General features: G+C 62.7%; 21 protein-coding genes. 4 read left to right on the top strand and 17 right to left on the bottom strand.

Annotated features, from left to right (window positions below):
• From QEN71_RS31585 to QEN71_RS31575, 3 genes are all read right to left on the bottom strand, one after another.
• Positions 1-729 (bottom strand): hypothetical protein, encoded by a 729-nt coding sequence (locus QEN71_RS31585; RefSeq protein ID WP_201647078.1) that lies wholly within the window; start codon positions 727-729, stop codon positions 1-3.
• An 80-nt stretch (positions 730-809) separates the two neighbouring features.
• Complete coding sequence (locus QEN71_RS31580) at positions 810-1,259, bottom strand: Ohr family peroxiredoxin (RefSeq protein ID WP_201647077.1); 450 nt, start codon at positions 1,257-1,259, stop codon at positions 810-812.
• A 187-nt stretch (positions 1,260-1,446) separates the two neighbouring features.
• Complete coding sequence (locus QEN71_RS31575; RefSeq protein WP_201647076.1) at positions 1,447-1,857, bottom strand: hypothetical protein; 411 nt, start codon at positions 1,855-1,857, stop codon at positions 1,447-1,449.
• A 402-nt stretch (positions 1,858-2,259) separates the two neighbouring features.
• Here QEN71_RS31575 and QEN71_RS31570 point away from each other — a divergent pair, with 402 nt between their 5' ends.
• Entirely contained in the window at positions 2,260-4,002 is a 1,743-nt protein-coding gene (locus QEN71_RS31570; protein ID WP_201647075.1) for an FAD-dependent oxidoreductase, read from the top strand.
• Positions 4,003-4,012: 10 nt separating this feature from the next.
• On the opposite strand, the gene QEN71_RS31565 is transcribed toward QEN71_RS31570, so the two are convergent.
• Complete coding sequence (locus tag QEN71_RS31565; protein WP_201647074.1) at positions 4,013-5,707, bottom strand: pyrrolo-quinoline quinone; 1,695 nt, start codon at positions 5,705-5,707, stop codon at positions 4,013-4,015.
• A gap of 183 nt (positions 5,708-5,890) precedes the next feature.
• On the opposite strand from QEN71_RS31565, the gene QEN71_RS31560 reads away from it, so the two are divergent.
• Entirely contained in the window at positions 5,891-6,988 is a 1,098-nt protein-coding gene (locus QEN71_RS31560) for an alpha/beta fold hydrolase (RefSeq protein WP_201647073.1), read from the top strand.
• A gap of 7 nt (positions 6,989-6,995) precedes the next feature.
• On the opposite strand, the gene QEN71_RS31555 is transcribed toward QEN71_RS31560, so the two are convergent.
• The 5 genes from QEN71_RS31555 to QEN71_RS31535 all read right to left on the bottom strand — a co-directional run bounded on the left by QEN71_RS31555 (position 6,996) and on the right by QEN71_RS31535 (position 11,643).
• On the bottom strand, positions 6,996-7,997 hold the full coding sequence (locus QEN71_RS31555; protein ID WP_201647072.1) for a LysR family transcriptional regulator: 1,002 nt from the start codon (positions 7,995-7,997) through the stop codon (positions 6,996-6,998).
• Between the two features lie 107 nt (positions 7,998-8,104).
• Positions 8,105-8,512, bottom strand: coding sequence for a cupin domain-containing protein (locus tag QEN71_RS31550; RefSeq protein WP_201647071.1), 408 nt, complete (start codon positions 8,510-8,512; stop codon positions 8,105-8,107).
• A gap of 73 nt (positions 8,513-8,585) precedes the next feature.
• The gene (locus QEN71_RS31545) at positions 8,586-9,065 is read right to left on the bottom strand and encodes a carboxymuconolactone decarboxylase family protein (RefSeq protein WP_201647070.1); all 480 of its coding nucleotides are present in this window, start codon (positions 9,063-9,065) and stop codon (positions 8,586-8,588) included.
• A gap of 168 nt (positions 9,066-9,233) precedes the next feature.
• Positions 9,234-10,115 carry an RNA polymerase sigma-70 factor gene (locus tag QEN71_RS31540; RefSeq protein ID WP_201647069.1) on the bottom strand — a complete coding sequence of 294 codons (882 nt, stop codon included), beginning with the start codon at positions 10,113-10,115 and terminating at the stop codon, positions 9,234-9,236.
• 367 nt (positions 10,116-10,482) lie between these two features.
• Positions 10,483-11,643 carry a porin gene (locus QEN71_RS31535; RefSeq protein WP_201647068.1) on the bottom strand — a complete coding sequence of 387 codons (1,161 nt, stop codon included), beginning with the start codon at positions 11,641-11,643 and terminating at the stop codon, positions 10,483-10,485.
• Between QEN71_RS31535 and QEN71_RS31530 the strand changes: the two genes are divergently transcribed.
• Complete coding sequence (locus QEN71_RS31530; protein ID WP_201647067.1) at positions 11,642-11,821, top strand: hypothetical protein; 180 nt, start codon at positions 11,642-11,644, stop codon at positions 11,819-11,821. The two genes, QEN71_RS31535 and QEN71_RS31530, sit on opposite strands and share 2 nt — an antisense overlap.
• Positions 11,822-11,850: 29 nt before the next feature.
• Here the strand turns inward: QEN71_RS31530 and QEN71_RS31525 are convergent, their stop codons facing one another.
• From QEN71_RS31525 to QEN71_RS31510, 4 genes are all read right to left on the bottom strand, one after another.
• Positions 11,851-12,252 carry a response regulator gene (locus QEN71_RS31525; protein ID WP_201647066.1) on the bottom strand — a complete coding sequence of 134 codons (402 nt, stop codon included), beginning with the start codon at positions 12,250-12,252 and terminating at the stop codon, positions 11,851-11,853.
• 178 nt (positions 12,253-12,430) lie between these two features.
• A complete protein-coding gene (locus QEN71_RS31520; protein ID WP_201647065.1) occupies positions 12,431-13,459 on the bottom strand; it encodes an aldo/keto reductase in 1,029 nt (342 codons plus the stop codon).
• Between the two features lie 265 nt (positions 13,460-13,724).
• Positions 13,725-14,642: a sterol desaturase family protein gene (locus QEN71_RS31515; RefSeq protein ID WP_201647064.1), complete on the bottom strand. Its 918-nt coding sequence runs from the start codon at positions 14,640-14,642 to the stop codon at positions 13,725-13,727.
• A 259-nt stretch (positions 14,643-14,901) separates the two neighbouring features.
• The gene (locus QEN71_RS31510; protein ID WP_201647063.1) at positions 14,902-15,918 is read right to left on the bottom strand and encodes a VTT domain-containing protein; all 1,017 of its coding nucleotides are present in this window, start codon (positions 15,916-15,918) and stop codon (positions 14,902-14,904) included.
• Positions 15,919-16,773: 855 nt separating this feature from the next.
• Here QEN71_RS31510 and QEN71_RS31505 point away from each other — a divergent pair.
• Positions 16,774-17,694, top strand: coding sequence for a response regulator (locus QEN71_RS31505; protein ID WP_201647062.1), 921 nt, complete (start codon positions 16,774-16,776; stop codon positions 17,692-17,694).
• Between the two features lie 22 nt (positions 17,695-17,716).
• On the opposite strand, the gene QEN71_RS31500 is transcribed toward QEN71_RS31505, so the two are convergent.
• The 4 genes from QEN71_RS31500 to QEN71_RS31485 are packed head-to-tail and all read right to left on the bottom strand — an operon-like array spanning position 17,717 to position 22,739.
• Positions 17,717-19,354, bottom strand: a complete 1,638-nt coding sequence (locus QEN71_RS31500) for a gamma-glutamyltransferase family protein (protein ID WP_201647061.1) — start codon at positions 19,352-19,354, stop codon at positions 17,717-17,719.
• 51 nt (positions 19,355-19,405) lie between these two features.
• Complete coding sequence (locus QEN71_RS31495; RefSeq protein WP_201647060.1) at positions 19,406-20,290, bottom strand: ABC transporter permease; 885 nt, start codon at positions 20,288-20,290, stop codon at positions 19,406-19,408.
• Entirely contained in the window at positions 20,290-21,234 is a 945-nt protein-coding gene (locus QEN71_RS31490; protein WP_201647059.1) for an ABC transporter permease, read from the bottom strand. Before QEN71_RS31490 ends, QEN71_RS31495 begins: the two co-directional genes overlap by 1 nt.
• Before the next feature lie 5 nt (positions 21,235-21,239).
• Positions 21,240-22,739: an ABC transporter substrate-binding protein gene (locus tag QEN71_RS31485; protein WP_201647058.1), complete on the bottom strand. Its 1,500-nt coding sequence runs from the start codon at positions 22,737-22,739 to the stop codon at positions 21,240-21,242.
• Between the last annotated feature and the right edge of the window lie 21 nt (positions 22,740-22,760).

The raw sequence follows: 22,760 nt of genomic DNA, 5'->3' as shown, positions 1-22,760 counted from the left end.
TCACATGGCGCTCACAGCGGCGCTTGCCGACGTCTTTGCGAGCGGCTGCGCGAGACCTGCTTGCGTCATCAGCGACACGGCGGCGGGATCGGGCATGCCGTTGGTATCGATGGCGCCTGCTTTCGCGAGCGCGTCGAGATCGCTGTCGACACCTGGCTGCCCGACCGTGAAGGGCGTCGTCAGGAACGCGGGCACGGCGAGCGTCACCGCATAGTGTTGTTGCAGATTCGCGACCACAGCCGATTGCGCCGCGAGCACATTGCTCTGGTTCGACAGCGCCTGCTGGAACTGCGCGTTAGTCGCGAAGCTCGCGATCAGATTGGCCTCGCTCGTGCCGAGTTGCGCAGCGAGATAGACGATCATCAGCTCCGTCTCGGGCGTCGTATTGAAGGTGCCGCCCGCGAACGCGAGCGAATGCAACGTCATGCCGCCCGCCGTCACGGTCATCATGCACGGAAGCGTCGCACCGAACGCGAGGCTGTAGCGGCCGCCGCCGTCCGATAGCGCGGCGCCCGCGCCTTGCGCGCAGGTCACGTTGACGTTCGCGCTGGCGAGCGCCTTGCCCGTCGCCGCCGTGCCCGCCAGCGCGAGATTCGAAGTCGGACCCGAGCCGACACAGCCGTTGAAACCGATGCACACGCTGCCGCCACACGCGGCGAGCGTCGCGAGCGATGCGGCACATAAGGCTTGCAACGTCGGGCGAACGAAGCGGGCTATGCGAAGTGTCATGGCCGTCTGCCGTCGAAGGAAAGGGCGCGTGATTTCATTCTAGCGCGCCCTTTCCAATCAACGTGACGTCAGCGTGTGGTTCAGATCACGTTGATCGCGACATCGATATTGCCGCGCGTCGCCTTCGAATACGGGCACAGTTCGTCCGCGGCATGCACGACTGCTTCGGCCACGTCGCGCGGCACGCCGGGCATGTTCACGTCGATCCGCGCGCCGAGGAAATACGCGTTGCCCGTCATGCCCAGATCGATCGCGATGTCCAGCGCGAGATCGGACGGCAACGCCACCTTTTTCTCTTTGGCTGCGAGGCCGATTGCGGTGATCAGACACGCCGACCACGCGCCCGCAAACAGTTGCTCCGCCGTCGGATGTGGCTGCGCGGATTCGAAAACATGCTCCGGATGCGCGTCGTTGCCCGGCGCGGATAGCAGCAGATCGAGGCTGCCTTCGTGGCCGCGTTTCGCGCCGGCGTGCTGGCTTGCGGTCGTATGCGTCTTGCCGGTGAAAAGAACTTTTTCAATTTTGGTCATCGTGAACTCCTGATCGAAAGTGATGAGCGGTATTTGTTTGCCATGCGATTCAATCGCATGCGACGCATATTGATCGAAACCACCGACCACGTCAATCGCATACGATTTAATCGCGCGAACACTTTCGATAGGAAAATGCCGGAGTGCGCGCGTCGATGACGCCGCGCGCCTCGTTCACTGCGCCACGCTACTGACCACGATCCATCAGCCGCCCGACGAATTTCCAGCCGTGCTCGCGGCTCCAGAAGTAAGTGAAGCCCGTCGGCCCGTCGATGAATACGGTCATCGGTTTGCGCGTCGATTCGTCGAGTGCAGAATCGACATCGGATTGCGGGACGCTCACGGCGGCCCGCGCGACGGTCACAGTCGAGTCGGCTTTCCAGCCGTCGTCAGGCACGTACGTCAGCCGCACTGCGCCGCCCGCGGGCGACTGGATCATCAGCGTCAACGGGTTGCGTGCGGACGATGCCGCCATTGCGACGGCGGGGGCGACTTCCGTGCTTCCCGCGGCGAACACTGTCGAAGCGGATGCCGACAGCGCTGCAATCACACTCCAGCGCAGGACGATCGACGCCCTGCCCGTATCGGTACATTTCATGTTGCCCTCCATCTGCGCAATCGAACTATGGCTAGCGCGGAACGTCCGGGCATCGAGTGAAGCTGACGACCGACATCAACGACGTGTGTTGCTCAGTGCAGATTCCAGCGCCATCGAGTGATAAACGGGCACGGCGCAGCGATATGAAAGGGAATGGGGTAAACCCGTTCACACGAATCACGCGGTACGTGCCAACGTTCTGATGCGCCACGCCGATTGGCCCGGCAAATGCAATTCGACGCTGCAAAACAGGGCGATTCATCATCAGGTTCGAACGATGCGACCATGTCTGCCGACTCGCGGCAACTCGATTACCCTCATTAGCGTGTTACTGAAGTTTGCGCTGAGCGTCCGCATCGACATGGATATTCAGCAGGTGCTTCACCCGGAGGACCGCCCGCGATGAGCAACGAGTCAACGCCGTCAGATAAATTGCCCGCTAGCCAACCGGCCACAGGAGCGAACCCGCTCGACGCCGACGCGCTGCTCGAAGACCCGAGCGTGCGCGATCATCCGCGGCATCAGCAGATGTTCCCCGTACTCACGGACGCCGAGATCGAGCGGATACGGCGCTTCGGCGCGCGATCGCGCTACACGACAGGCGCGCTGCTTTATCGCGCGGGAAGCCTGTGTCCGGGCGTGTTCGTGCTGCTGTCGGGCAAGGTGCGGATCATCGGCCGCGACGGACTCGGTCACGAGCGGATCATTTACACGTACACGCAGCACGGCGAATTCACGTCGGACGTGACGCAACTTTCGAACAAGCCGGCCGTCGTCGATGCGCACGTGATCGAAGACGTCGAAGCGATCCTGCTGCGGCCCGACGAACTCAGCGCGATGATGATCAGCGAAGCCGATCTCGGCGAGAAGATCATGCGCGCGCTGATTCTGCGGCGCGTTCTCGTCATCGAGCGCGGGCATGGTGTCGTGCTCGTCGGCCCGTCGAACAACGGGCGGCTGCGCGCGCTGGAAAACTTCCTGCGCCGCAACGTGTTCCCGAGCATGACGCTCGACGCGGACAAGGACGCTGAAGCGATCGCGCTGCTCGAACGCCTGACGCCGCAACCCGACGACTTCCCGCTCGTCGTCTGTCCGGACGGCACGGTACTGCGCAATCCCGACGAAGGGCAACTCGCGTCCTGTCTCGGGCTGATTCCCGAATTCGATCCGTCGCACGTTTATGACGTCGCGATTGTCGGCGCCGGTCCAGCAGGACTCGCAACCGCCGTGTATGCGGCCTCGGAAGGGTTGTCCGTCGCGGCGCTCGATTGCCGTGCGCCCGGCGGCCAGGCAGGCACCAGCTCGCGCATCGAAAACTATCTGGGATTTCCAACCGGCATCACAGGTCATGCGCTCGCGGGCCGCGCGTTCGTGCAGGCGCAGAAGTTCGGCGCGCACATCGGCATTCCGTGCGAAGTCCGCGCGCTGTATTGCGACAAGCTGCCGCCCGTCGTCGAACTCACGGACGACCGGCGCATCACCGCGCGCACAGTCGTGATCGCGACGGGCGCGGAATACCGGCGGCCCGATGTCGACGGACTGGAGCGTTTCGAAGGCTCGGGCGTGTATTACTGGGCGACGCCCATCGAGGCGCGTCTGTGCCGCAAGGAACCCGTGCTGCTGATCGGCGGCGGCAATTCGGCGGGACAGGCGGTCGTTTTTCTCGCGTCGCACGCCGAGCACGTGCATATGTTCATACGCGGCGCGAGCCTCGAACACAGCATGTCGCACTATCTGATCGAGCGGATTCTGGCGCTGCCGAACGTGACGCTGCATACGCGCATCGAACTGACCGCGCTCGAAGGCGATGCGCGGCTGGAGCGCGTGCATTATCGCGGCGCAGGCGGGATCGAAGGCAGCATGACGACGCATCATCTGTTCGTCTTCATCGGCGCGGAGCCGAACACGGACTGGCTCTCGACCTGCGGCGTATCCGTCGACGACAAGGGTTTCGTACTGACGGGCGCGGACATTCCGGGCTCAGGGCTACAGTCGATGTCGCTGCAGACCAGCGTGCCCGGCGTGTTCGCGATCGGCGACGTGCGCTCGGGGTCGACCAAGCGCGTCGCGTCGGCGGTGGGCGAAGGCGCGGCCGTGGTCGCGCAGATTCATCGTCTGCTGGCTGACGCGCGCGCGGCGTGCTAGCCCGCGCGTTCTATTTCAGCAAGCCGAACACGGCGACGCCGTTCGTCGTGCCGACATACACGTGTCCGTGCGCGATCATCGGCGTGATGTATTTGTTGCCTGCGCCGAAGTTGTCGCGCGATCCCGACTGATTGCTGTTGTACAGCTCCTGCGACAGATCGGCCGCGTTAAAGGCATGCAGCACGGCCGTCGCGCCGTTTTCCGCCGCCCACACTATCGCGTTCGCCGACCCGTTCGCCGATATGCTCGGCGTCGTGCCCGGATAGGCGAATTTGCCCGCGCTCTGCGACGCGGGCGTCGTGGCGAGGCGCGCGCCGCTGATCGGAAACGCCTTGAGGTTGTCGCCGACCGAGCCGTAGTACACGGTGTTGTTGAAAAATGCCGCCGTGGTGAACACGCCGCCGATCAGCTGGCCGTCGATCTCCTGCCAGATCGCGTTGTTCGCGCTGTTGAATTTGCCCATATTGTCGCGATCGACGACATAGATCTTCGAATCCTTGCCCGAGCCGAGCGCGAGATGGCGCGTCACGCCGCTTCCGTCGACAAGATCGGGCAACACCATCGCGCCGCCCGAACCCAGGTCGGCGTCGCGCGCGGATTGGGAAACCGTGTCGAAGGTGGCGAAATAGTCGGCGACGGAGAGATTCCCCGATGTGCCGAGCTTGATGAACGCATTGCCGAAATTACCACTCGATGGAAAGCCTTGCGCGGTCAACGTGGTGTCGAACGTGCCGTTTGCATCGAGCAGATAGAGCGACGTGCCGTCCGACGCCAGGCCTCCGCCGCCCATCCAGACCGAGCCGCCCGTGCCGTTCGGCGTCAGGTTCAGCGCGCTCGTCTGCGCGAGCGAGTCGGCGTTGTAGGACATCACCCAGCCGCCGTAGACACCCTGATCGCAGTGCGACGTCCACGCCAGGTAGACGTTGCCGTTCACCAGCGCCAGCGCCTGCCGCTCCGCGTATTGCTGCGGATCGAATGCCGTGACGCCGTTGCTGCTGTTCGCGCCGCTGCCCGGATAGGTGCCCCTGACGTCTACAGGTCCGCCGAACAGTTCGGCCCCCGTCGCGAGATCGACCGCATGCAGACGCTGATGGATCGTGCCGTTCGCTTCCTTGCTCATCGCGACCGCGTACATGACGCCGTTCGAGCCGCGGCTCCGGTCGATCACGGGCGTCGCCGTAATGCCGATCTCGGGAGAAATCTGCCCGCAGTTGCGCGGGTCGCTCGTCGTTTCACCCGAGCCGAGCAGCGAGCGCTGCCAGAGTTGCGCATTGCTGTCGGCGTCGAATGCGTAGACGCTCGCGTGCTCGGTCACGACATAGACGACGTTGTGCGCCGCACCGTTAACCGACACGTTGCTGACGAAAAGCGGCTGCGCATCGACTTTGCCGTCGACGGAAAGGAAGCCTGTCTTGCCGAAAGACGCGGCGTTGACGTTGGCGAGCGTAAGCGAGGTTTCCGCCAGGTACTGCCCCGTGCGGCCCAGATCGTTGTGAAAGGTCAACACGTCCGCCGACATCGCGGAGGCACCACCCGAACTGCCTGAACCGCCCGAGCCACCCGAGCCGCTGCTGCCGCTCGTGCTGCTACTGCTGGAAGAAGAACCTCCACCGCTGCAGGACACGCAGATCGCCGCGACGAGGCACAGGATGGCGATGTGACGGGAGTTGCCCGGAGTGGCATGCAAGCGGCGCGAGCGGTTCATGGACGTCTCCCAGGCGGTCGAGCGACCGCGAAGATAATCGGCCTCGCATTGGCGGAAACGCGCGCACGCGGATTTCCGGCATCACCAGTGAGCAATTCGCGTACCGCGAAAAAAGCCGATTCATGCGACGGAATCCGCCGCACGGCGCGTTTAATTCACACGACCGTTTCGGGGATCTTCGACATGTTTTCAAAACCGGCAAGCCAACTGGCATTCGCGGCGCTATGGATCGCACTGGCGGCAACCCACGCAGCGCAGGCCGCCGCGGACGCGAGCGCATCGCGGCAAAACGCGCCCGTCGCGCCCGTCGCGCATGTCGCCGATCAGCGCCTGTCCGTGCGCGCAGACGGCGGCGGCACGTTGCCACTCTATGCCGATCGCAACATCGACGCGGCAGCGCGGGACGTGACTCACGTCTTCATTATTGTTCACGGCACGCTGCGCAATGCAGACAATTATTTTGACGTTGGCGGACAAATGCTCGCGGCATCCGGGGCAAGCGCAAAGGAAAACATGATCGTCGCGCCGCAGTTTCCGACGACGCGCGATCTACGCACGTTTGCGATACGCGACAACACACTCGCGTGGTCGGAAGGCGGCTGGAAAGCAGGCGCGCCCGCGCGCCGGCCGTCGCCCGTCAGTTCGTTCGCGGCGCTCGACGCACTGCTCGAACATTTCGACGACAGGCGGCTTTATCCGGCGTTGTCGATGGTGACGGTGATCGGGCACTCGGCGGGTGCGCAGGTCGTGCAGCGTTATGCCGTCGCGGGCCGCGCTGAAGCAACGTTGACGCGCGATGGGATTCGCGTGCGCTATGTCGTCGCGAATCCATCGAGCTATCTGTACTTCGACGATCAGCGTCCCGTTGCGTCGGGCGCTTTCACGACTGTCGATACGCAGGCGTGCCCGCGTGCGCTCGAATGGAAATACGGCATGGCCGATGCGCCCGCTTACGTGGCCACGCAAGACAGCACATCGCTTGCGACGCGATACGCAACGCGCGATGTCGTCTATCTGCTCGGAACGGATGACGTCGATCCGCACACGCACTTCATCGATCGATCCTGCGCGGCGATGGCACAAGGTCCGTATCGACTCGCACGCGGACTCGCATACTTCGATTATCTGAAGCAGCGTTATCCAGCAGGACTGAATCAGCGCGTCGTCGAAGTTCCCGGCGTCGGACATGACGCCCGGCGCATGCTCACATCGGAGTGCAGCGTGGCCGCGCTGTTCGATCGTACGATGCCTTCGGCGTGTCCGACGCGTTCGTCGGATTGAGTCGCAGTCATTCGACCGTTTCCATCGCGTCGATCGTCGTCAGGCAATGCAGATCGAGCGCGCGCGTATGCTCCGTCATGTAATCGACGAACACGCGGATTCGCGCGGGCAGATGCTTGCGGCTCAGATAGCAGATGTAGTGGCCGCTGTCGTCGGGAGCATATTGCGTGAGACAACTCACGAGCCGCCCTTCGGCCAGCAGATCGCACACCTGGTAGCCGGGCAACTGCGCGATGCCTTGTCCATCGAGCACCGATTGCAGAATCAGATCGGAGTCGTTGAACGTATGCGGCGCGTGCGGAGTGCGTCGCATCGGCAGTCCATCGACCTTGAACTCCCACTCTCTCACGCGCCCCGATGCCGCACGGAAATTGATGCAGCAATGGTTAGCGAGTTCGTCGACGTGACGCGGCAAGCCATGCGCCTGAACGTACGACGGCGCGGCGCATACGATCATCTGCATCGGTATCAGCTGACGCGCGACGATCTCGCTGTCCTCCATGCGCCCGTCGCGAAACGATACGTCGATGCGGTCGGTGGTGAAGTCGGCGGGACGGTCGTTGAGCAGCAGTTCCAGCGAGATGTCCGGATACTGCGCATGAAAACCGCGCAGCAGCGGCGCGACGATCTTGCGCCCGAAGCCCGGCGTCGAGTAGATGCGCAGCCGTCCGCGTGGCGGACCGTTGCGCAACTCGCGCATTTCTTCGAGTGCCTGGACGATGCGCTCGACGCCCGCCTGACAGTTCTCGAAGAACAGTTCGCCCTCGCGTGTCAGCGACGTGCTGCGGGTCGTGCGCAGAAAGAGGCGCGTATCGAGCTGCGCCTCCAGCTTCTGCACGTTCCGGCTGACGGACGAGCGCCCGATGCCGAGGCGATCGCCCGCTCTGGCGAAGCTGCCCTCGTTGGCAACGGCAAGAAAGGAAACGACGCCGGCGAAACTCGTTGCGAAGGTGCTTGCAATCGGATCGTCGGCGCCCGTAACGGAGCGGCGCGGTGCGTAGTCTGACATGGAAGCGCAAAGAGTGGAGTCCTTACCTGACTAGACGTTTGAGCGCTTCCGTTTGTGACGTGGGTTCACGAGTTTTTTGTGCGAACCTCGTGAAAACCTCTGCGGGCTTACTTCTCGGGCACGAGAACGGGCGCGCCCTTGTCCTTCAGCAGCAGCACGAGAAACTTCGCCGGCTTCGTCTTGCTTGCGTTGCGGCCGACCGTATGAACATCGTTCGGACCTTCGTAGAAGGACTGTCCCGGCTTCAGCGTGACTTCCTTGCCGCCCTTCACCTGCATCACGATCGTGCCTTCCAGCACATAGATAAAGCCGTGCGCATGGTGCCGATGCACCGGGTCCGCCGCGCCGGGCGGATATTCGACGACGATCATCAGCGCTTCCTTGCCGGGATAGTCGTCGAGCGGCTGCGTCATGACGGGCGTGACGATCGCCTCGGGGGCCGCGGCGCGGGCCTGGCCCATCAAGGCGCTCGTCGCAAGGAGCAGGACTGCGGCAATACTCTTCGAGCGAAACATGATGCGCTCCTCACAAATGCGCGGCCCATACGCGGAGGTACAGGCCGAGGTTTCAGAAGAACGGCGTCCCGACTCAGGCGAGGTTCGCCTTGTCGAGGCCGAATGCCTTGTCGGACGAACCGGGCACCATCTTGAACGCGACGTTCGCGCGGTTCCAGCCGTTGATGGCCATCACTTCGAACGTGAGGTCCGACAATTCCTTCTCGGAGAACTGGCCGCGCACGCGCTCATAGATTTCGTCGGGCACGCCATGCTCGGGCAGCTTCGTCAGCACTTCCGTCCATGCGAGCGCGGCGCGTTCACGCGGCGAGAACAGCGTCGACTCGCGCCAGATTGCCACATGATGCAGGCGCAATTCACGCTCGCCGTGAATGCGCGCTTCTTTCGCGTGCATGTCGAGGCAGAAGCCGCAGCCGTTCATTTGCGAGGCGCGGATGTTGACGAGATCGCGGATCGATTCTTCGATTGCGCAGTCCTTCAGCGTATTGCTGAACTCCATAAACTTCTTGCACAACTCCGGCGATTGCTGAAAGTAGTTGATACGCTGCGTCATGATTTCTCCTGGCGACGATGACTGTTTCATCCGTATCGGCGGATGCCGTTCGCGGCGATGTGCCGCACGGAAATCATGGTAGGGTCGCGAGGCGCATGGCGGTAGACATGCAGACGGGCTCACGGTGTTGCACGTCGGGCACCAATCCCGTGAGCCGCGTATCGACGCTCAGAATGTGCCGTGCACGGCGGCGATACGCATCAGCTTGTCGGGATTGCGCTGCACGTGGATCTTGACGATACGCTCGCCGTCCGTCTCGAACGTTTGTGCGGATTCGAGCTGGCCTTCGATAAACCGCAGAAACGCCGGCCGACCGTTGAGCGTCACGAGCTTGACATGAACGCGGCCCGGATAGCGGCGCAAGGCCGCATAGAAAAGCTGCGCGATGCGCCGGCCGCCCACCATCGGTTTCGGGAAGCTCGTCACCTTGCCGCCGCCATCGCCGATCAGGATCGCGTCTTCGGCGAGGAAGGCGTTGATCGCGTGGAAGTCCGCGCGTTCCAATGCCTGCGCAAAGCTCTGCAACAACTGGCGATGCGTCTCGCGCGGCACCGCGTAGCGCGGCCGTTCGTCGCGCAGCTGTGCCTTTGCGCGGCTCACCAGCTGACGACAGGCGGCTTCCGTCTTGCCGATCGCGTTGGCGACTTCGTCGTAGTCCGCGTCGAAGACTTCGCGCAGCAGGAAGGCTGCGCGGGCTTCCGGCGTGAGGCGTTCGAGCAGCATCAGGAACGCAACGGAGACATCGTCCGCGCGCTCCGTCATTTCCTCGGGCGTCGCGGGCGAATCCGTCATTTCAGGCTCGGGCAGCCAGATACCCGTGTAGTGTTCGCGCTGGATTTTCGCGGCCCGCAAGCGGTCGATGGACATGCGCGTCGTCACCGATACGAGCCACGCTTCCGCGTTGTCGATGCCCGCGCGCTCGGCGGAATGCCAGCGAAGCCAGACGTCCTGGACGATGTCTTCGGCTTCGGCGACTGATCCGAGCATCCGGTATGCGATCTTTTGCAAGCGCGGGCGAAGCTGATTGAATTCGAGAGCGTCGGCTTCCATGAGATGTTTTCCTCGGCCTTTCCCATTCGACGAAGAAGGTGAAGGCGTGACCAGGCGAAGGTGGTAAAGCTGAAGTGTGCCACGGATGCAGAAACCGGGACTGCGTAGGGGACGTGAACACACAGCTTGTATGAGGAAAACGCGAGCCATATCGCCGATCGCGTCGTGGCGCTTTTCTTGGGCTCCAGATTCTTCCGCGGCGTTTAAGATCTTTTACTTCAGCGCGGATATTTGTTTAGGTTTTCTAACTAATAGAGCCGGGATGTTGAACGGGCTTTTGGGCGCCAACTCGCAACTTGCCGTGCGAGTTGGCATCAGGCACCTGTTCTGAAGGCACGCGCGAGACGCGTGCCTCGCAAGCCATACGTCAGAACGCGTGGCGCATACCCACAGTCACGGCCACTTGCGAATCCGTCGACGACGGCGACAGCGTATTGATCATCGCGTGCGACAGCACCGAATCTGCCGGTGCGCCATGCACGTTCTGATACACGCCTTCGAGGTAGAAGTCGGTGCGCTTGCTGACGGCGTAATCCGTTTGCAGCATCGCCGTGTTCCAGCCGGGCGCCGAGCCGTTATACGCGCCATGCGTGTACGTGTACGCACCCGACACGCTCAATGCAGGCGTAAGCGCGTACTTTGCGTTCACCTCGTAGTTGTCGAGACGCAGCGAACCGGCCAGCGTTCCCGCCGACGAATCGTTCGAGCCGAGATAGGTGCCCGTGCCGAACGAGAACACGCCCGACGCGTTGTCGATCTGCGTGTGGCTCCACACCAGGCCGACAGTTGCCGGGCCGAACGTGTAGTTGCCGCCAAGCGACCAGATGCGCTGACGTTCCGCGATGAAGTTCGCGCTCGCATCGGACGATGTGATCGCGCCCGTGCTGTTGCCCGCGTTATTGAATTGCAGGTAGCCCGCTGCAAGGTTCAGCGGACCCATTGCATACGACAGCCCAAAGCCATACGAGCGATTGTTCGCGAAGTCGCCCGCCTTGTTGCTGAAGCCGTACATCGTCGCGAACGTCACGCCGTGATACGTCGGGCTCGTGTACTTCACGGTGTTGTTGACGACGACGGAATTCGCCGCGAGATTGTCGTTCTCGAACGGATGCGCGGCCATGCTGCCGCCCCACGTGTTGAACTCTGCCGTCAGCGGACCGACGAGGTCGTTCATCACGTCGAACTGGCGGCCGAACGTCAACGTGCCATACGGATCGCTTTGAAGACCGACCCACGCCTGCGAACCGAACGCATCGCCGGAGAATGCCTGCGCGCCGTTGTTCAACAGAAAGCCCTGCTCGATCTTGAAGACGGCATGCAGTCCGCCGCCGAGATCTTCCGATCCCTTGAGACCGAACACCGTGTTCTGCGTCGAGCTGCTCACCATCTGCCAGTTGCTGTGACCCAGCTGGTTGTTGGTGTACACGAGACCGGTGTCGAGCAGACCGTAAAGCGTCACGCTGCTTTGCGCATGCGCCGATACGGTAAAAGCTCCGAGGAGTGCGAGGGCGAGTGAGGATTTCTTCATGTTTGTCTGGCTCCGTGATGGTGCTGCCGAGAGTCGATCGGCATATCCGCATTTCGCGGCGCGCGATCATAAAGAACAGGCGCTGGTTTGGCAACCAGAAACACGCCGGACTCAAAGCAGCGTCTTCATCATAGGCGCGACAAAAATATCGGGCGCCGACGTGCGCAGCGGAAAATAAATGCGCATCGACGCCCCACGCTTACGCGTTCAGTTGCGTGGCGCGCTCGCGTGATGTCGTCTGCGGCGGCCATCGGCGGCGCGTTCCAGCAGCAGACGGTCCATCGCCGACAGCAGTTCGGAAGGATCGAGCGGCTTGCGCAGAAAGCCGTCGTAATAGACGAATGCGGGCGGACTCGGCTCGCCCGACACGAGAATGAATACGATTTCCGCGAGACTCTGTTCGTTGCGCACGTGATAGCACAGCACGCTGCCCGACATCACGGGCATGCGCCAGTCGGCGACGACGATATCCACGTCGCGCTCGCGAAGCAGGTCGAGGGCCGCGCGTCCGTCCACTGCCGAGCAGGTGTCGTAGCCATGCGCCTCGCACACGCCTTGCCACGCATCCAGCGTTTCAACGTCATCGTCTACAAGCAGCACTGTCGGCATATCTGGCCTCGCTCATGACCATTCGATGCACCACGCCCGCGTCCGCTTCGTGACGTTCGAGCGCCCCCTCAACCATTGCCGTCCAATCAAATCGAAAGACCGACGCCGCGTTCCATGCTGAACCCGAAGCGTCGGCCTTCTTTCAACCGCCTTTGCGCTGCGCGCCGGTCCCGTTCGTTTATACCGGGGACGGATTGCGCTCCGCAAAACCTTCCTGATGCCAGTACGGATAAACGGGCCGCACCTTGCTCGCTTCATCGAGTTTCGCGACCTGCTCCGGCGTAAGGTTCCAGCCGACCGCGCCGAGGTTCTGACGCAATTGCTCCTCGTTGCGCGCGCCGATCAGCACCGTCGATACGGTCGGCCGTTGCAGCAGCCAGTTCAACGCGATCTGCGGAATCGTCTTGCCGGTTTCTTCCGCGATCGCATCCAGTGCATCGACGACGCGATACAGATAGTCGTCGGGAACGGGCGGCCCCATGTCGGCCGTCTTGTGCAGACGGCTCTGCTCCGGCAGCGGCTGCCCGCGACGGATCTTGCCCGTCAGGCGGCCCCAACCCAGCGGACTCCAAACGACAGCCCCTACTCCTTGGTCGATGCCGAGCGGCATCAGTTCCCATTCGTAGTCGCGACCGATCAGCGAGTAGTAAGTCTGGTTGGCGACGTAACGCGGATAACCGTAACGCTCCGCGACATCGAGCGATTTCTGCAAATGCCAGCCCGAGAAATTCGACACGCCCGTATAGCGGATCTTGCCCGCGCGAACGAGATCGTTCAGCGTCGATAGCGTCTCTTCGACAGGCGTTTTCGCATCGAAGCCATGCAACTGAAAGAGATCGATGTAGTCGGTTTGCAAGCGCTTGAGCGCGGCATCGACGGCCTTGATCAAATGGAATCGCGACGAGCCCACGCTATTGGGATCGTTTTCATCGAAACGAAAGGTGGCTTTGGTCGAGATGAGCGTTTTGTCGCGACGGCCTTTGAGCGCTTCGCCGAGAACGGATTCCGATGCGCCACTCGAATAGATGTCGGCGCTGTCGAACATCGTGACGCCGGCATCGAGACAGATATCGACGAGCTTGCGCGCTTCGGCGACGTCCGATCCGCCCCACGCCTGAAAGAATTCGCCTTTGCCGCCGAACGTTCCCGTGCCGAAGCTGAGTACGGGCACCTTGAATCCTGACGCGCCCAAATGACGATATTCCATGTTGGCCTCATTGATGAATCGGTTGAATGATGCAGACAGCGCGCACGCTGCCATGCGAGCGAGAAGAACGTCAGGTCGATAGACTACTCCATCGGCTCGCGCCGTGCTGGCGTGCGCGCGGGCGTCAATGCAACTGAAAGTAGCAATGCTCGAGCCGGCTCGAATATCCAGAATGAATAGCGAAAAGAACGCGCTAGACAGCATGTAAAAAGCACGCGGGGCGCGCTGGTTAATGCGCGCCCCGCCTTGTTTTCCTGCCTGAGCTTTAGCCGTTGACGGCCTCGCATCCGGCTTGCACTGTCTTGCCTTTGCGGCGCAGTTCTTCCGTCGTTTCGCCACCGCCGTCAGGCAGCCATCCCGGCGGCTGGATCACGTGATTGATCGCGATCCACACACTCTTCGCCGTGAACACATCGCGGATCAGCGTGGCCCAGTGCTCGAACTCGACGACGAACGGATTGCGCGAGGTGGTCGGCGTAACGAGACCGTAGCGGCAAGGTTCGTCGGCGCGTTCTTCGATGTAGGTACCGAACAGGCGGTCGAAGATGATCAGCACGCCGCCGTAGTTCGCATCGAGATAATCGACATTCGATGCATGGTGCACACGATGTGCGGACGGCGTGTTGAACACATATTCGAGCCAGCCGAGCTTCGGCACCCACGTCGTGTGCAGCCAGAACTGGTACAGCAGGTTGATGTAGAGCGTCGTCATCACGACTTCAGGACGCACGCCGAGGAACACGAGCGGCGCAAAGAACATCGCCGAGCCGGTCAGCTTGCCTGTGACGCCGAGACGATACGCGGTGGACAGCGTCAACTGGTTCGGCGAGTGATGCACGGCGTGTGTGGCCCAGAAGAACCGCACGCGGTGCGATACGCGGTGATACCAGTAGTAGCAGAACTCCTGTCCGATGAAGAGCGCCAGCACCATCAGCGCGCTGTTGATCTGCACGGTGAACAGGCGATGGTCCCATGCGAGCGAGAAGACGGGTGTCGCGAGCGAGAGCGGCAAGAATGCCATCAGCCGGCGTGCAGCGAGATCGAAGAGTGAAATCCAGACTTCGTACCACGCGAACGGTGCAGACGAGTTGCGGTTTTTCCGGCTGAGCACGGCTGCTTCGATCAGCGACGCAACGACGACGAAGGCAGTTCCGAAGAGAACGATTTTTCCGAGGTTTTCCATGACGATGCCATAACGGTTTGTGGCGGGAGGTATCGTCTGCGGTGGGTTTGGATCAGTGCATCGCATCCGATGTGTGCACTGTAGAGATGACAGCCGGCACAGGCTATGCAGAAGTTATTTCACCCTATGTCACGGCGCGCAGCGCCTTTCTGGGCTTGGCTTTGAGGCGGATTGGCGGCGTACGGAAAATTCGCCGCGAAGGGGAAAATATTGCACGCGGGGCTGCGTTGCGAACGGTCGTGCAGTCGCGTCAGGCTCGTCAGCCCGGCATCGTCGCGCGGACGGTGTATTCGCCTTCCGGCACTTCGAGGCCGAACCGTTCCAGCGACGTGTAGAAATCGGCGGGCAGCGGTTCGACGGGATAGCCGCGCTTCTCCCACGCATCGAGCCCGCCCTTCAGCGCGCGCGCGTGATGAATGCCCTTGCGATGCAGTTGCCCGATGATGCGCTTGGCCGTCGCTTCGCTCGGACACACGCAATACACGACGATGGGATGCGCGAGCAGCGTGGCGTCGAGTTTCTCGGGCGAGTCGAGATCGAGCGGATAGGCGCCTGCAATCCGAAAGGACTCTTGTTCGCGGACACTGCGCGGCCGTGCATCGAAGATCAGCGGCGGCGCGTCGGAGCGCATCATCGTGTCGAGTTGATCGGGGCTGATGCGCATTTTCGCGAGCCAGCGCCGGAACTGCGTGCGCCGCACCCAGCGATACAACAGCACGGTCACGCAGATCGCGGCGAACGCGTCGAAAATCGTGCCGCCGTTGTGCCGGACGAGCAGCATCGCCTGCACGATCTGGTCGTGCAGCGCCGCGCCGCCGATCAGGTACACGCCCGTCCACAACGAAGCGCCGACGGCATCCCACAGCAGGAAGACGGCGGGCGCGATGGCTGTCGTACCGAGCAATGGCGCGGAGATCAGACCGAGGCCGGGCAGGAATTTGGCGAGCGTGAGAATCGGCGCGCCGTGCCGTTCGAAGACACCGCGCGCCATGCGCAGCGTCGTATCGAGCGACAGCGAGAAGCGCACGAGCCCGTTGAGGAGCCGCCGCCCGCGCACGCGGCCGACGAAGAACCATAGCGAATCGGCGAGCAGCGTCGCGCAGACGGCCGCGCAGAAGACGGCGGCATACGAGACCTGGCCCATCGCCGCCATCGTGCCGGCGAGCATTAGCATCGGCGCGGCAGGTACGGGGACGCCGAGTTGCGTGACCAGCACGCTGAGGAAGACGGCCCAGGGGCCGAGTGAAGCGGGGATGGCGGTGGGGAAGTGCCACACAGCGGGGGATGTCCTATGTTTTCGCTTTCGCGGGTTTCCGTCTTTCTGTCTCGCGACGCGTGGGATTCTAGACGGGTTTTGTGTTATGGGTGTTTCTGGCGGGCAACCGTGTGCCCAGGTTTGTGCGGGTTTTTTGCTGCTTTCGGTGGCGTCCGCGGTTTCGTATCGGTGCTTCTTGCGTTGCCCCTGTGCGGGGCGGCACCTACTTTTCTTTGCAGCGGCAAAGAAAAGTAGGCAAAAGAAAGCCGCTTCAAACCTCCGGTGCCTGCCAGAATAACGCCACGGCACACGTTCTTTGAGCTGTCGCGCAGTGACGCGAACCTCCGTAGAAAGCCCGCAGTCAGGCGCGCGCGGCGCGAAAGATGACATCCACCTGGGGCACATTCCGTCGGCTTGTTTTTTTTGCGTTTGCCGTCAGTTTGATTGCGGCGGTATGTGTTCCAAACTGTGTCGGGTTTTCGCGCCGTGCGCGGTTGACTGCGGGCTTTCTACAGGGTGTGGAGGTCGCTGTGCGATAGCTCAACTTTGGCGTGCTAAAGCGCTATCCTGGCGGGCACCGGAGGTTCAAAAGCGGCTTTCTTTTGCCTACTTTTCTTTGCCGCTGCAAAGAAAAGTAGGTGCCGCCCCGCACAGGGGCAACGCATGAAGCACCGATACGAATTCGCGGATGCCACCGCAGCAAAAGCAAAAAGCAAAAACCGAAAAAGCAAAGACTGGCGACTGCGTCGCAGACAAAAAAAAGCGAAACCCTAAGAAAACCCACTATTGCAGATTCAACGACTCTGCGCCTACTCTTAACAACAGCAAAGCGGCGTCCACGAACGCCGCACCCCAATTCCGAGGCGCTACACACCCATGTCAGCGTACAAATTCAAGCTCCTGATCGTCGACGACGACGTCGCGACCGTGCGCATCATGAGCGATATGCTTTCTGATTACGGAGAACGGCGCTTTGCGCTGTCGGGTGAAATGGCGCTGCTCCTCGCGCGTCAATCGACTCCCGACCTCATCCTGCTCGACGCAAGCATGCCCGGCATGACCGGGTTCGACTTCTGCGAAATCCTCAAAGCCGACAGCGAACTCGCAAAGATCCCCGTGATCTTCGTCACCAGCCACGACGCGCCCGCACTCGAAATCGACGCCTTCCGCCTCGGTGCATCCGATTACGTCACGAAGCCTCTCAACGCCACACAATTGCGCGCGCGCGTCGAAACGCAGTTGCGAAAGCGTCTCAAGATACTCGATCAGTCGGAGAGCTTTCGCGCCGGTTCGTTCCTGCCGCCGACGCTCGGCGCGCTGCCCGACAACATCCTGATCATCGAAAGCGATCCTGTTCGCCTGAGCCGCCTGCAGGATCTGCTGCACGATCTCGGCCGCTGCGTGTCCGCGGCGACGGGCGCGCAAGGGCTCGAACGCGCGCTGCACAGCCTGCCGACCGTGATCCTCGTCGAAGCCGCGTTGCCCGACGCCAACGGCATGCAACTGTGCGCGGCGTTGAAGAAGGAACCGCGTCTCGAAGGCGTGCCCGTGCTGCTGATGACGGAAGGCGCCAACAGCGAGGCCACCGACTACGAACACGCGCTGCTCGATGGGCTCGCCGACAGCGTGCTGAACCACGCGTATCCGACCGTACTCAAGGCCCGCGTGAAGAACGCAATCGCGTCCGTGCACGCAGACCAGAAACGGATGGGCGCGATCCGCGAATACTGGCTCGCGGTCGAAAAAGCGGCGCGACGCGTCGAGCGGAAGGACGGCGAAGGCACCGTTCCCGAGTGAGCGTCGCCCGCTATCCGTTCGATCAGAACCCTGCCGCGAGACCGTCGCGTCGGCTGTCGCTCGCAGCGACGTAACCGCGATCCGGCTCGTTGCGGTCGAGCTTCCAGATGAACTGTCCCGAGCCGAAATCCATATACGGGTCGTAGACGGATTTGATCGTGTGGCCGCGGCGTTCGAGTTCCTGCGCCGTGCCGTGTTCGAGCGCGGCTTCGATGTCGATCGTGAAGTCGCGGTTGACCTTCCATCGCGGCGCGTCGCACGCGGCCTGCGGCTGCTGACCGTAGTCGAGCATGCGCACTACCGTCTGCAGATGCCCTTGCGGCTGCATGTCGCCGCCCATCACGCCGAAGCTCATCACCGCTTCCTGCCGGCCGTCCACCTGCTGCGTGAGGAACGCCGGGATGATCGTGTGGAAAGGACGCTTGCCGCCCTCGACGACGTTCGGCGACTTCGGATCCATCGAAAAGCCGCAGCCGCGGTTTTGCAGCGAGATGCCCATCTCCGGCACGACGCAGCCCGAGCCGAAGCCCATGTAGTTCGACTGGATGAAGCTGACCATCATGCCCCGCTCGTCGGCGGCCGACAGGTAGATCGTGCCGCCCGCCTTCGGCATGCCGAAGCCGAATTGCGTCGCGCGCTTCGGGTCGATCAGCTTCGCGCGCGATTTCAGGTACGCGTCGTCGAGCATCTGCTCCGGCGTCACTTCCATCGAGCGCGGATCGGCGACATAGCGATACACGTCCGCGAACGCGAGCTTCATTGCTTCGATCTGCAAGTGCTGCGAGTCGATCCCGTCGACCTTCATCGACGCCACGTCGAACTGTTCGAGAATGCCGAGCGCGATCAGCGCGGCAATGCCCTGCCCGTTCGGCGGAATCTCGTGCACCGTGTAGCCGCGATAATTCTTGCCGATCGGCTCGACCCACTCAGGCTGATAGTTGCGCAGATCGTCCAATGTCATCGCGCCGCCGCATTCGCGCGAGAACGCCGCGATCCGCTCGGCGATTTCGCCTTCGTAGTACGCGCGTGGACCTTTTTCCGCGAGCATGCGCAGCGTCTTCGCGTGACCCGGCATCCGGATCAGTTCGCTGACTTCGGGCGCGCGGCCGTGCGGCATGAACGCGTCGGCGAAACCCGGCTGGTTCTTCAGTTCGGGCACGGCCGCCGCCCATTTGCGCGCGACGACGCTCGCCACGGCGTGACCGCGTTCGGCGATTTCGATGGCCGGCTCCATCAGGTCCGCGAACGGCAGCGAGCCGAATTGCTTGTGCAACGCTTCCCAGCCCGCAATTGCGCCCGGCACAGTGACCGTGTCCCAGCCGCGCACGGGCTGGCTCGCGACGCCGTTGTTCTCGCCGTATTTGCGCTTGAAGTAGTCGACATTCCACGCAGCGGGCGCGACACCCGACGCATTCAACCCATGCAGCTTCTTGCCGTCCCACACGAGCGCGAACGCATCGCTGCCCAGTCCGTTCGACACCGGCTCGACGACGGTAATGGCGGCGGCCGCGGCGATGGCCGCATCGATTGCATTGCCGCCTTTCCACAGCATGCGCAGGCCGGCCTGCGCGGCGAGCGGCTGCGACGTCGACACGATGTTGCGCGCGAACACAGGCATGCGCACGGTCGGATACGGGTTCTGCCAGTTGAAGCTTGTCATGTTGTCACTCTGATGATCGACGATGCCTGTCAGGCACGGTCGGATGAAAAATCAGGACTCGCGCGGGTCCAGCGCATCGCGCAGACCGTCCCCGAGCAGGTTGAAGCCGAGCACGGCCAGGAAGATCGCGATGCCGGGAAAGATCGACATCCACGGCGCCTGGCTCACGAAGTCCTTCGCGGTATTGAGCATCGATCCCCACGACGGCGCGGGCGGCAATTGTCCGAGGCCGAGGAACGACAGGCTCGCTTCGGCGATGATCGCGCTCGCCACCGTGAGACTCGCCTGCACGATGATGGGCGGCAGCACGTTCGGCAGAATGTACCGCAGGATGATGCGCGCGTGATCGAGACCGATCGCCCGCGCGCCTTCCACATACTCTTCGGCCTTCACGCTGATCGCCTGTCCGCGCGTCAGGCGGATGAAGCGCGGCATCGCCGAAATGCCGATCGCCGCCATCGCGTTCGTCAGGCTCGGGCCGAGAAACGCACTCAACGCGATGGCGAGAATCAGGAACGGAATCGAAAGCAATGCGTCGGCGATACGCGAAATCACGCCGTCGACGAGCTTGCCGAAATAACCCGCGAGCAGGCCGAGCGGCACGCCGAGCACGACGGCAATGCCGACCGACACCACGCCCGCCAGCAGCGAGGCTCGCGCGCCATACAGCAGACGGCTCAGCACGTCGCGGCCGAGTTCGTCGGTGCCGAACCAGTGTGCCGCCGACGGCGCCTGGCGCACGGTCATGAAGCTCGCCTGCACGGGGTCGTACTGCGTGAGCCACGGCGCGAACACGGCCATCACGACGATCAGCGCGACGAGAAACGCGCCGAACACGGCCGCCTTGTTGCGCATGAAGCGCACGAGTCCGCGGCGCTTGCGGCGCGGCTGCACAGCGGCAGTCGAAGCTGATTGCGCGTCAATAGGAGTAGCCATCAACTGCGCCTCAGTCTCGGGTTGAGCAGGATATACAGCACATCCGCGCACAGATTCACGACGATGAACGCGAGCGCGGTCACGAGCACGACACCTTGCACGACGGGGTAATCGCGATTGAACACGGCATCGACGACGAGCTTGCCGAAGCCGGGAATCGTGAACACCTGCTCCGTCAGCACGGCGCCCGCGAGCAGTTCGCCGAACAGCAGCGCGAGCACGGTGACAATCGGAATCAGTGCATTGCGGAACGCATGCTTGACGACGACGGCACCACGCAGCAGCCCCTTCGCGCGCGCGGTGCGGATGTAGTCGGTGCGCAGGACGCCGAGCATCGCGCTGCGCGTGTGGCGCATCAGTTGCGCGCCGAGCGCCGCGCCCAGCACGAAGGCGGGCATCAGCATCGTCTTGATGCTGAGCCAGAAGTCCTCGCCCGGCGGCACGTAGCCCGACGACGGCAGCAGATGCCAGCGCACCGACACGATGAAAATCAGCATGATGCCAAGCCAGAAGTTCGGGATCGACATGCCCGACAACGCGAAGATGTTCGCTGCGTGATCGAGCGGCCCGCCGCGGCTCGCCGCCGAAATCACGCCTGCCGGAATGCCGATGCCGATTGCGAGGATCATCGCCATCACCGCGAGCTGGATCGTGACGGGCAGCTTCTGCGCGATCAGCGAGCGCACGGGCACGTCCGTGCGCAGCGACGAACCGAGATCGCCGTGCGCGACGTCGCGGACCCACAGCGCGTACTGCGTCGGCACGGGCTGATCGAGGTGATACTTCACGCGCAATGTTGCGATGACCTGCGCGTCCTGATCTTCGCCCGCCATCGCGAGCACGGGGTCGCCCGGCAGCAGCTTTTGCAGGCCGAAGATCAGCATCGACACCAGAATCAGCGTCGGCACGGCCACCAGCATGCGATTCGCGATGATCCGCAGCATGACGCTCAGCCCTTGATCGACACGCCGCGCAGGCGCACGAGTCCATCCGGCGACGGCGCGAAGCCCTGCACTTTCTTCGACATCACGAACGGCCAGGGCTGCGCGTAGAGATAGACGATCGACGGATCTTCCGCGACGATCTTCGTCGCCTGATCGTAGAGCGCCTTGCGGTCGGCTTCCGACTGTTTGACGCGCGCGTCGTTGAGCAGCTTGTCGACTTGCGGATTGCAGTACTTCGCGTAGTTCAGGTTGCCTTCGCACGTGTAGAACTGGTGCATGTTGCCGTCCGGATCGACGCGGCCCGACCAGCCCATGTACATCGCCTGGAAGTCGCCGTTGTGCGCGGCGTTCAGTGCGGCGGCGTAATCGGTCGGACGCAGTTTCAGCGTGATGCCCGCTTCGCTGACCATCGCCTGGATCATCTGCGTGATCTGGCTCGCGATCGTGTTGTTCGGATACGTGAACTCGATCGTCGGATTCGGCTGGCCCGCCGCCTTCAGCAACGCCTTCGCTTTCGCGATGTCGCGCTTGGGGAACGGCAGCGACTTGTCGTAGTACGGGCTCGATTGCGCGATGCCCTGATTCGCAGGCGGATAAATGCCCGCGCCGATCACCTGATCGATCGCCTGACGATCGATCGCGAGATCGAAGGCCTGACGCACACGCTTGTCCTTGAACGGACCGTTCGCCCCGCGCGGCCCGTTCGCGATGTTGAACGTGAAGTAGTAAGTGCCGAGGCCCGTCACCGACTTCAGCTGCAGATTCGAATCGCTCTTCACCGCATTCACATCGGAAGGCGCGACGCGTTCCATCATGTCGAGCGAGCCCGAGCGCAGGTTCGCGAGACGCACGGTGCTGTCGGGAATCGGCTGGAACACGACGCGCTGGATCGGATATTTGTCTGCGTCCCAGTAGCCCGCGAACTTCTCGAGCACGATGCGATCGTTCTGCACGCGCTGCACGAACTTGTACGGCCCCGAGCAAACGGGGTGCGACGCGACGCCGGCGGCATCGGCGAACGTTTTCGGCGCGAGCATCATGCCCGCGCGATCCGACAGCGTGGCGAGCAGCGCGGCGTTCGGCTCTTTCAGCACGATCGTCACCGTGTTGTCGTCGACGACATCGACGTGATCGACGGACGACAGTTCGCTCTTGCGGTTGCTCGTCGGCAGGCTGCGATAACGGTCGAGGTTCGCTTTCACGGCGGCCGCGTTGAACGGCTCGTCGTTCTGGAACTTCACGCCCTGGCGCAGCTTGAAAGTCATGCTCTTGCCGTCGGCGCTCGTGGTCCACGAGGTGGCGAGCATCGGCACGATTTTCAGGTCGGGCGTCACGTCGACGAGCGAATTGCACAGCGACGCGAATACGATCCGGTCGACGAACTGCACGCTGCGCGCGGGATCGAGCGTACCGATATCGTCCTGCAGGCCAATGCGGATGGTGCTCTGCGCCATCGCGGCGGAGGCGCTCAATGCGAGCGCGGCGGCAATCAACATTCTTCGCATGCGGGGTGTCCTTGTCGACGT

Origin of the sequence: Paraburkholderia sabiae, assembly GCF_030412785.1 — a bacterium.
Lineage (GTDB): Bacteria > Pseudomonadota > Gammaproteobacteria > Burkholderiales > Burkholderiaceae > Paraburkholderia > Paraburkholderia sabiae.
This window is presented reverse-complemented; position numbering and strand designations above follow the sequence as displayed.

What these genes read in the sequence shown, in the direction of transcription:
- QEN71_RS31585 (WP_201647078.1), bottom strand. Translation starts at nt 729, where the DNA reads ATGACACTTCGCATAGCCCGCTTCGTTCGCCCGACGTTGCAAGCCTTA.
- QEN71_RS31580 (WP_201647077.1), bottom strand. Translation starts at nt 1,259, where the DNA reads ATGACCAAAATTGAAAAAGTTCTTTTCACCGGCAAGACGCATACGACC.
- QEN71_RS31575 (WP_201647076.1), bottom strand. Translation starts at nt 1,857, where the DNA reads ATGAAATGTACCGATACGGGCAGGGCGTCGATCGTCCTGCGCTGGAGT.
- QEN71_RS31570 (WP_201647075.1), top strand. Translation starts at nt 2,260, where the DNA reads ATGAGCAACGAGTCAACGCCGTCAGATAAATTGCCCGCTAGCCAACCG.
- QEN71_RS31565 (WP_201647074.1), bottom strand. Translation starts at nt 5,707, where the DNA reads ATGAACCGCTCGCGCCGCTTGCATGCCACTCCGGGCAACTCCCGTCAC.
- QEN71_RS31560 (WP_201647073.1), top strand. Translation starts at nt 5,891, where the DNA reads ATGTTTTCAAAACCGGCAAGCCAACTGGCATTCGCGGCGCTATGGATC.
- QEN71_RS31555 (WP_201647072.1), bottom strand. Translation starts at nt 7,997, where the DNA reads ATGTCAGACTACGCACCGCGCCGCTCCGTTACGGGCGCCGACGATCCG.
- QEN71_RS31550 (WP_201647071.1), bottom strand. Translation starts at nt 8,512, where the DNA reads ATGTTTCGCTCGAAGAGTATTGCCGCAGTCCTGCTCCTTGCGACGAGC.
- QEN71_RS31545 (WP_201647070.1), bottom strand. Translation starts at nt 9,065, where the DNA reads ATGACGCAGCGTATCAACTACTTTCAGCAATCGCCGGAGTTGTGCAAG.
- QEN71_RS31540 (WP_201647069.1), bottom strand. Translation starts at nt 10,115, where the DNA reads ATGGAAGCCGACGCTCTCGAATTCAATCAGCTTCGCCCGCGCTTGCAA.
- QEN71_RS31530 (WP_201647067.1), top strand. Translation starts at nt 11,642, where the DNA reads ATGTTTGTCTGGCTCCGTGATGGTGCTGCCGAGAGTCGATCGGCATAT.
- QEN71_RS31535 (WP_201647068.1), bottom strand. Translation starts at nt 11,643, where the DNA reads ATGAAGAAATCCTCACTCGCCCTCGCACTCCTCGGAGCTTTTACCGTA.
- QEN71_RS31525 (WP_201647066.1), bottom strand. Translation starts at nt 12,252, where the DNA reads ATGCCGACAGTGCTGCTTGTAGACGATGACGTTGAAACGCTGGATGCG.
- QEN71_RS31520 (WP_201647065.1), bottom strand. Translation starts at nt 13,459, where the DNA reads ATGGAATATCGTCATTTGGGCGCGTCAGGATTCAAGGTGCCCGTACTC.
- QEN71_RS31515 (WP_201647064.1), bottom strand. Translation starts at nt 14,642, where the DNA reads ATGGAAAACCTCGGAAAAATCGTTCTCTTCGGAACTGCCTTCGTCGTC.
- QEN71_RS31505 (WP_201647062.1), top strand. Translation starts at nt 16,774, where the DNA reads ATGTCAGCGTACAAATTCAAGCTCCTGATCGTCGACGACGACGTCGCG.
- QEN71_RS31500 (WP_201647061.1), bottom strand. Translation starts at nt 19,354, where the DNA reads ATGACAAGCTTCAACTGGCAGAACCCGTATCCGACCGTGCGCATGCCT.
- QEN71_RS31495 (WP_201647060.1), bottom strand. Translation starts at nt 20,290, where the DNA reads ATGGCTACTCCTATTGACGCGCAATCAGCTTCGACTGCCGCTGTGCAG.
- QEN71_RS31490 (WP_201647059.1), bottom strand. Translation starts at nt 21,234, where the DNA reads ATGCTGCGGATCATCGCGAATCGCATGCTGGTGGCCGTGCCGACGCTG.
- QEN71_RS31485 (WP_201647058.1), bottom strand. Translation starts at nt 22,739, where the DNA reads ATGCGAAGAATGTTGATTGCCGCCGCGCTCGCATTGAGCGCCTCCGCC.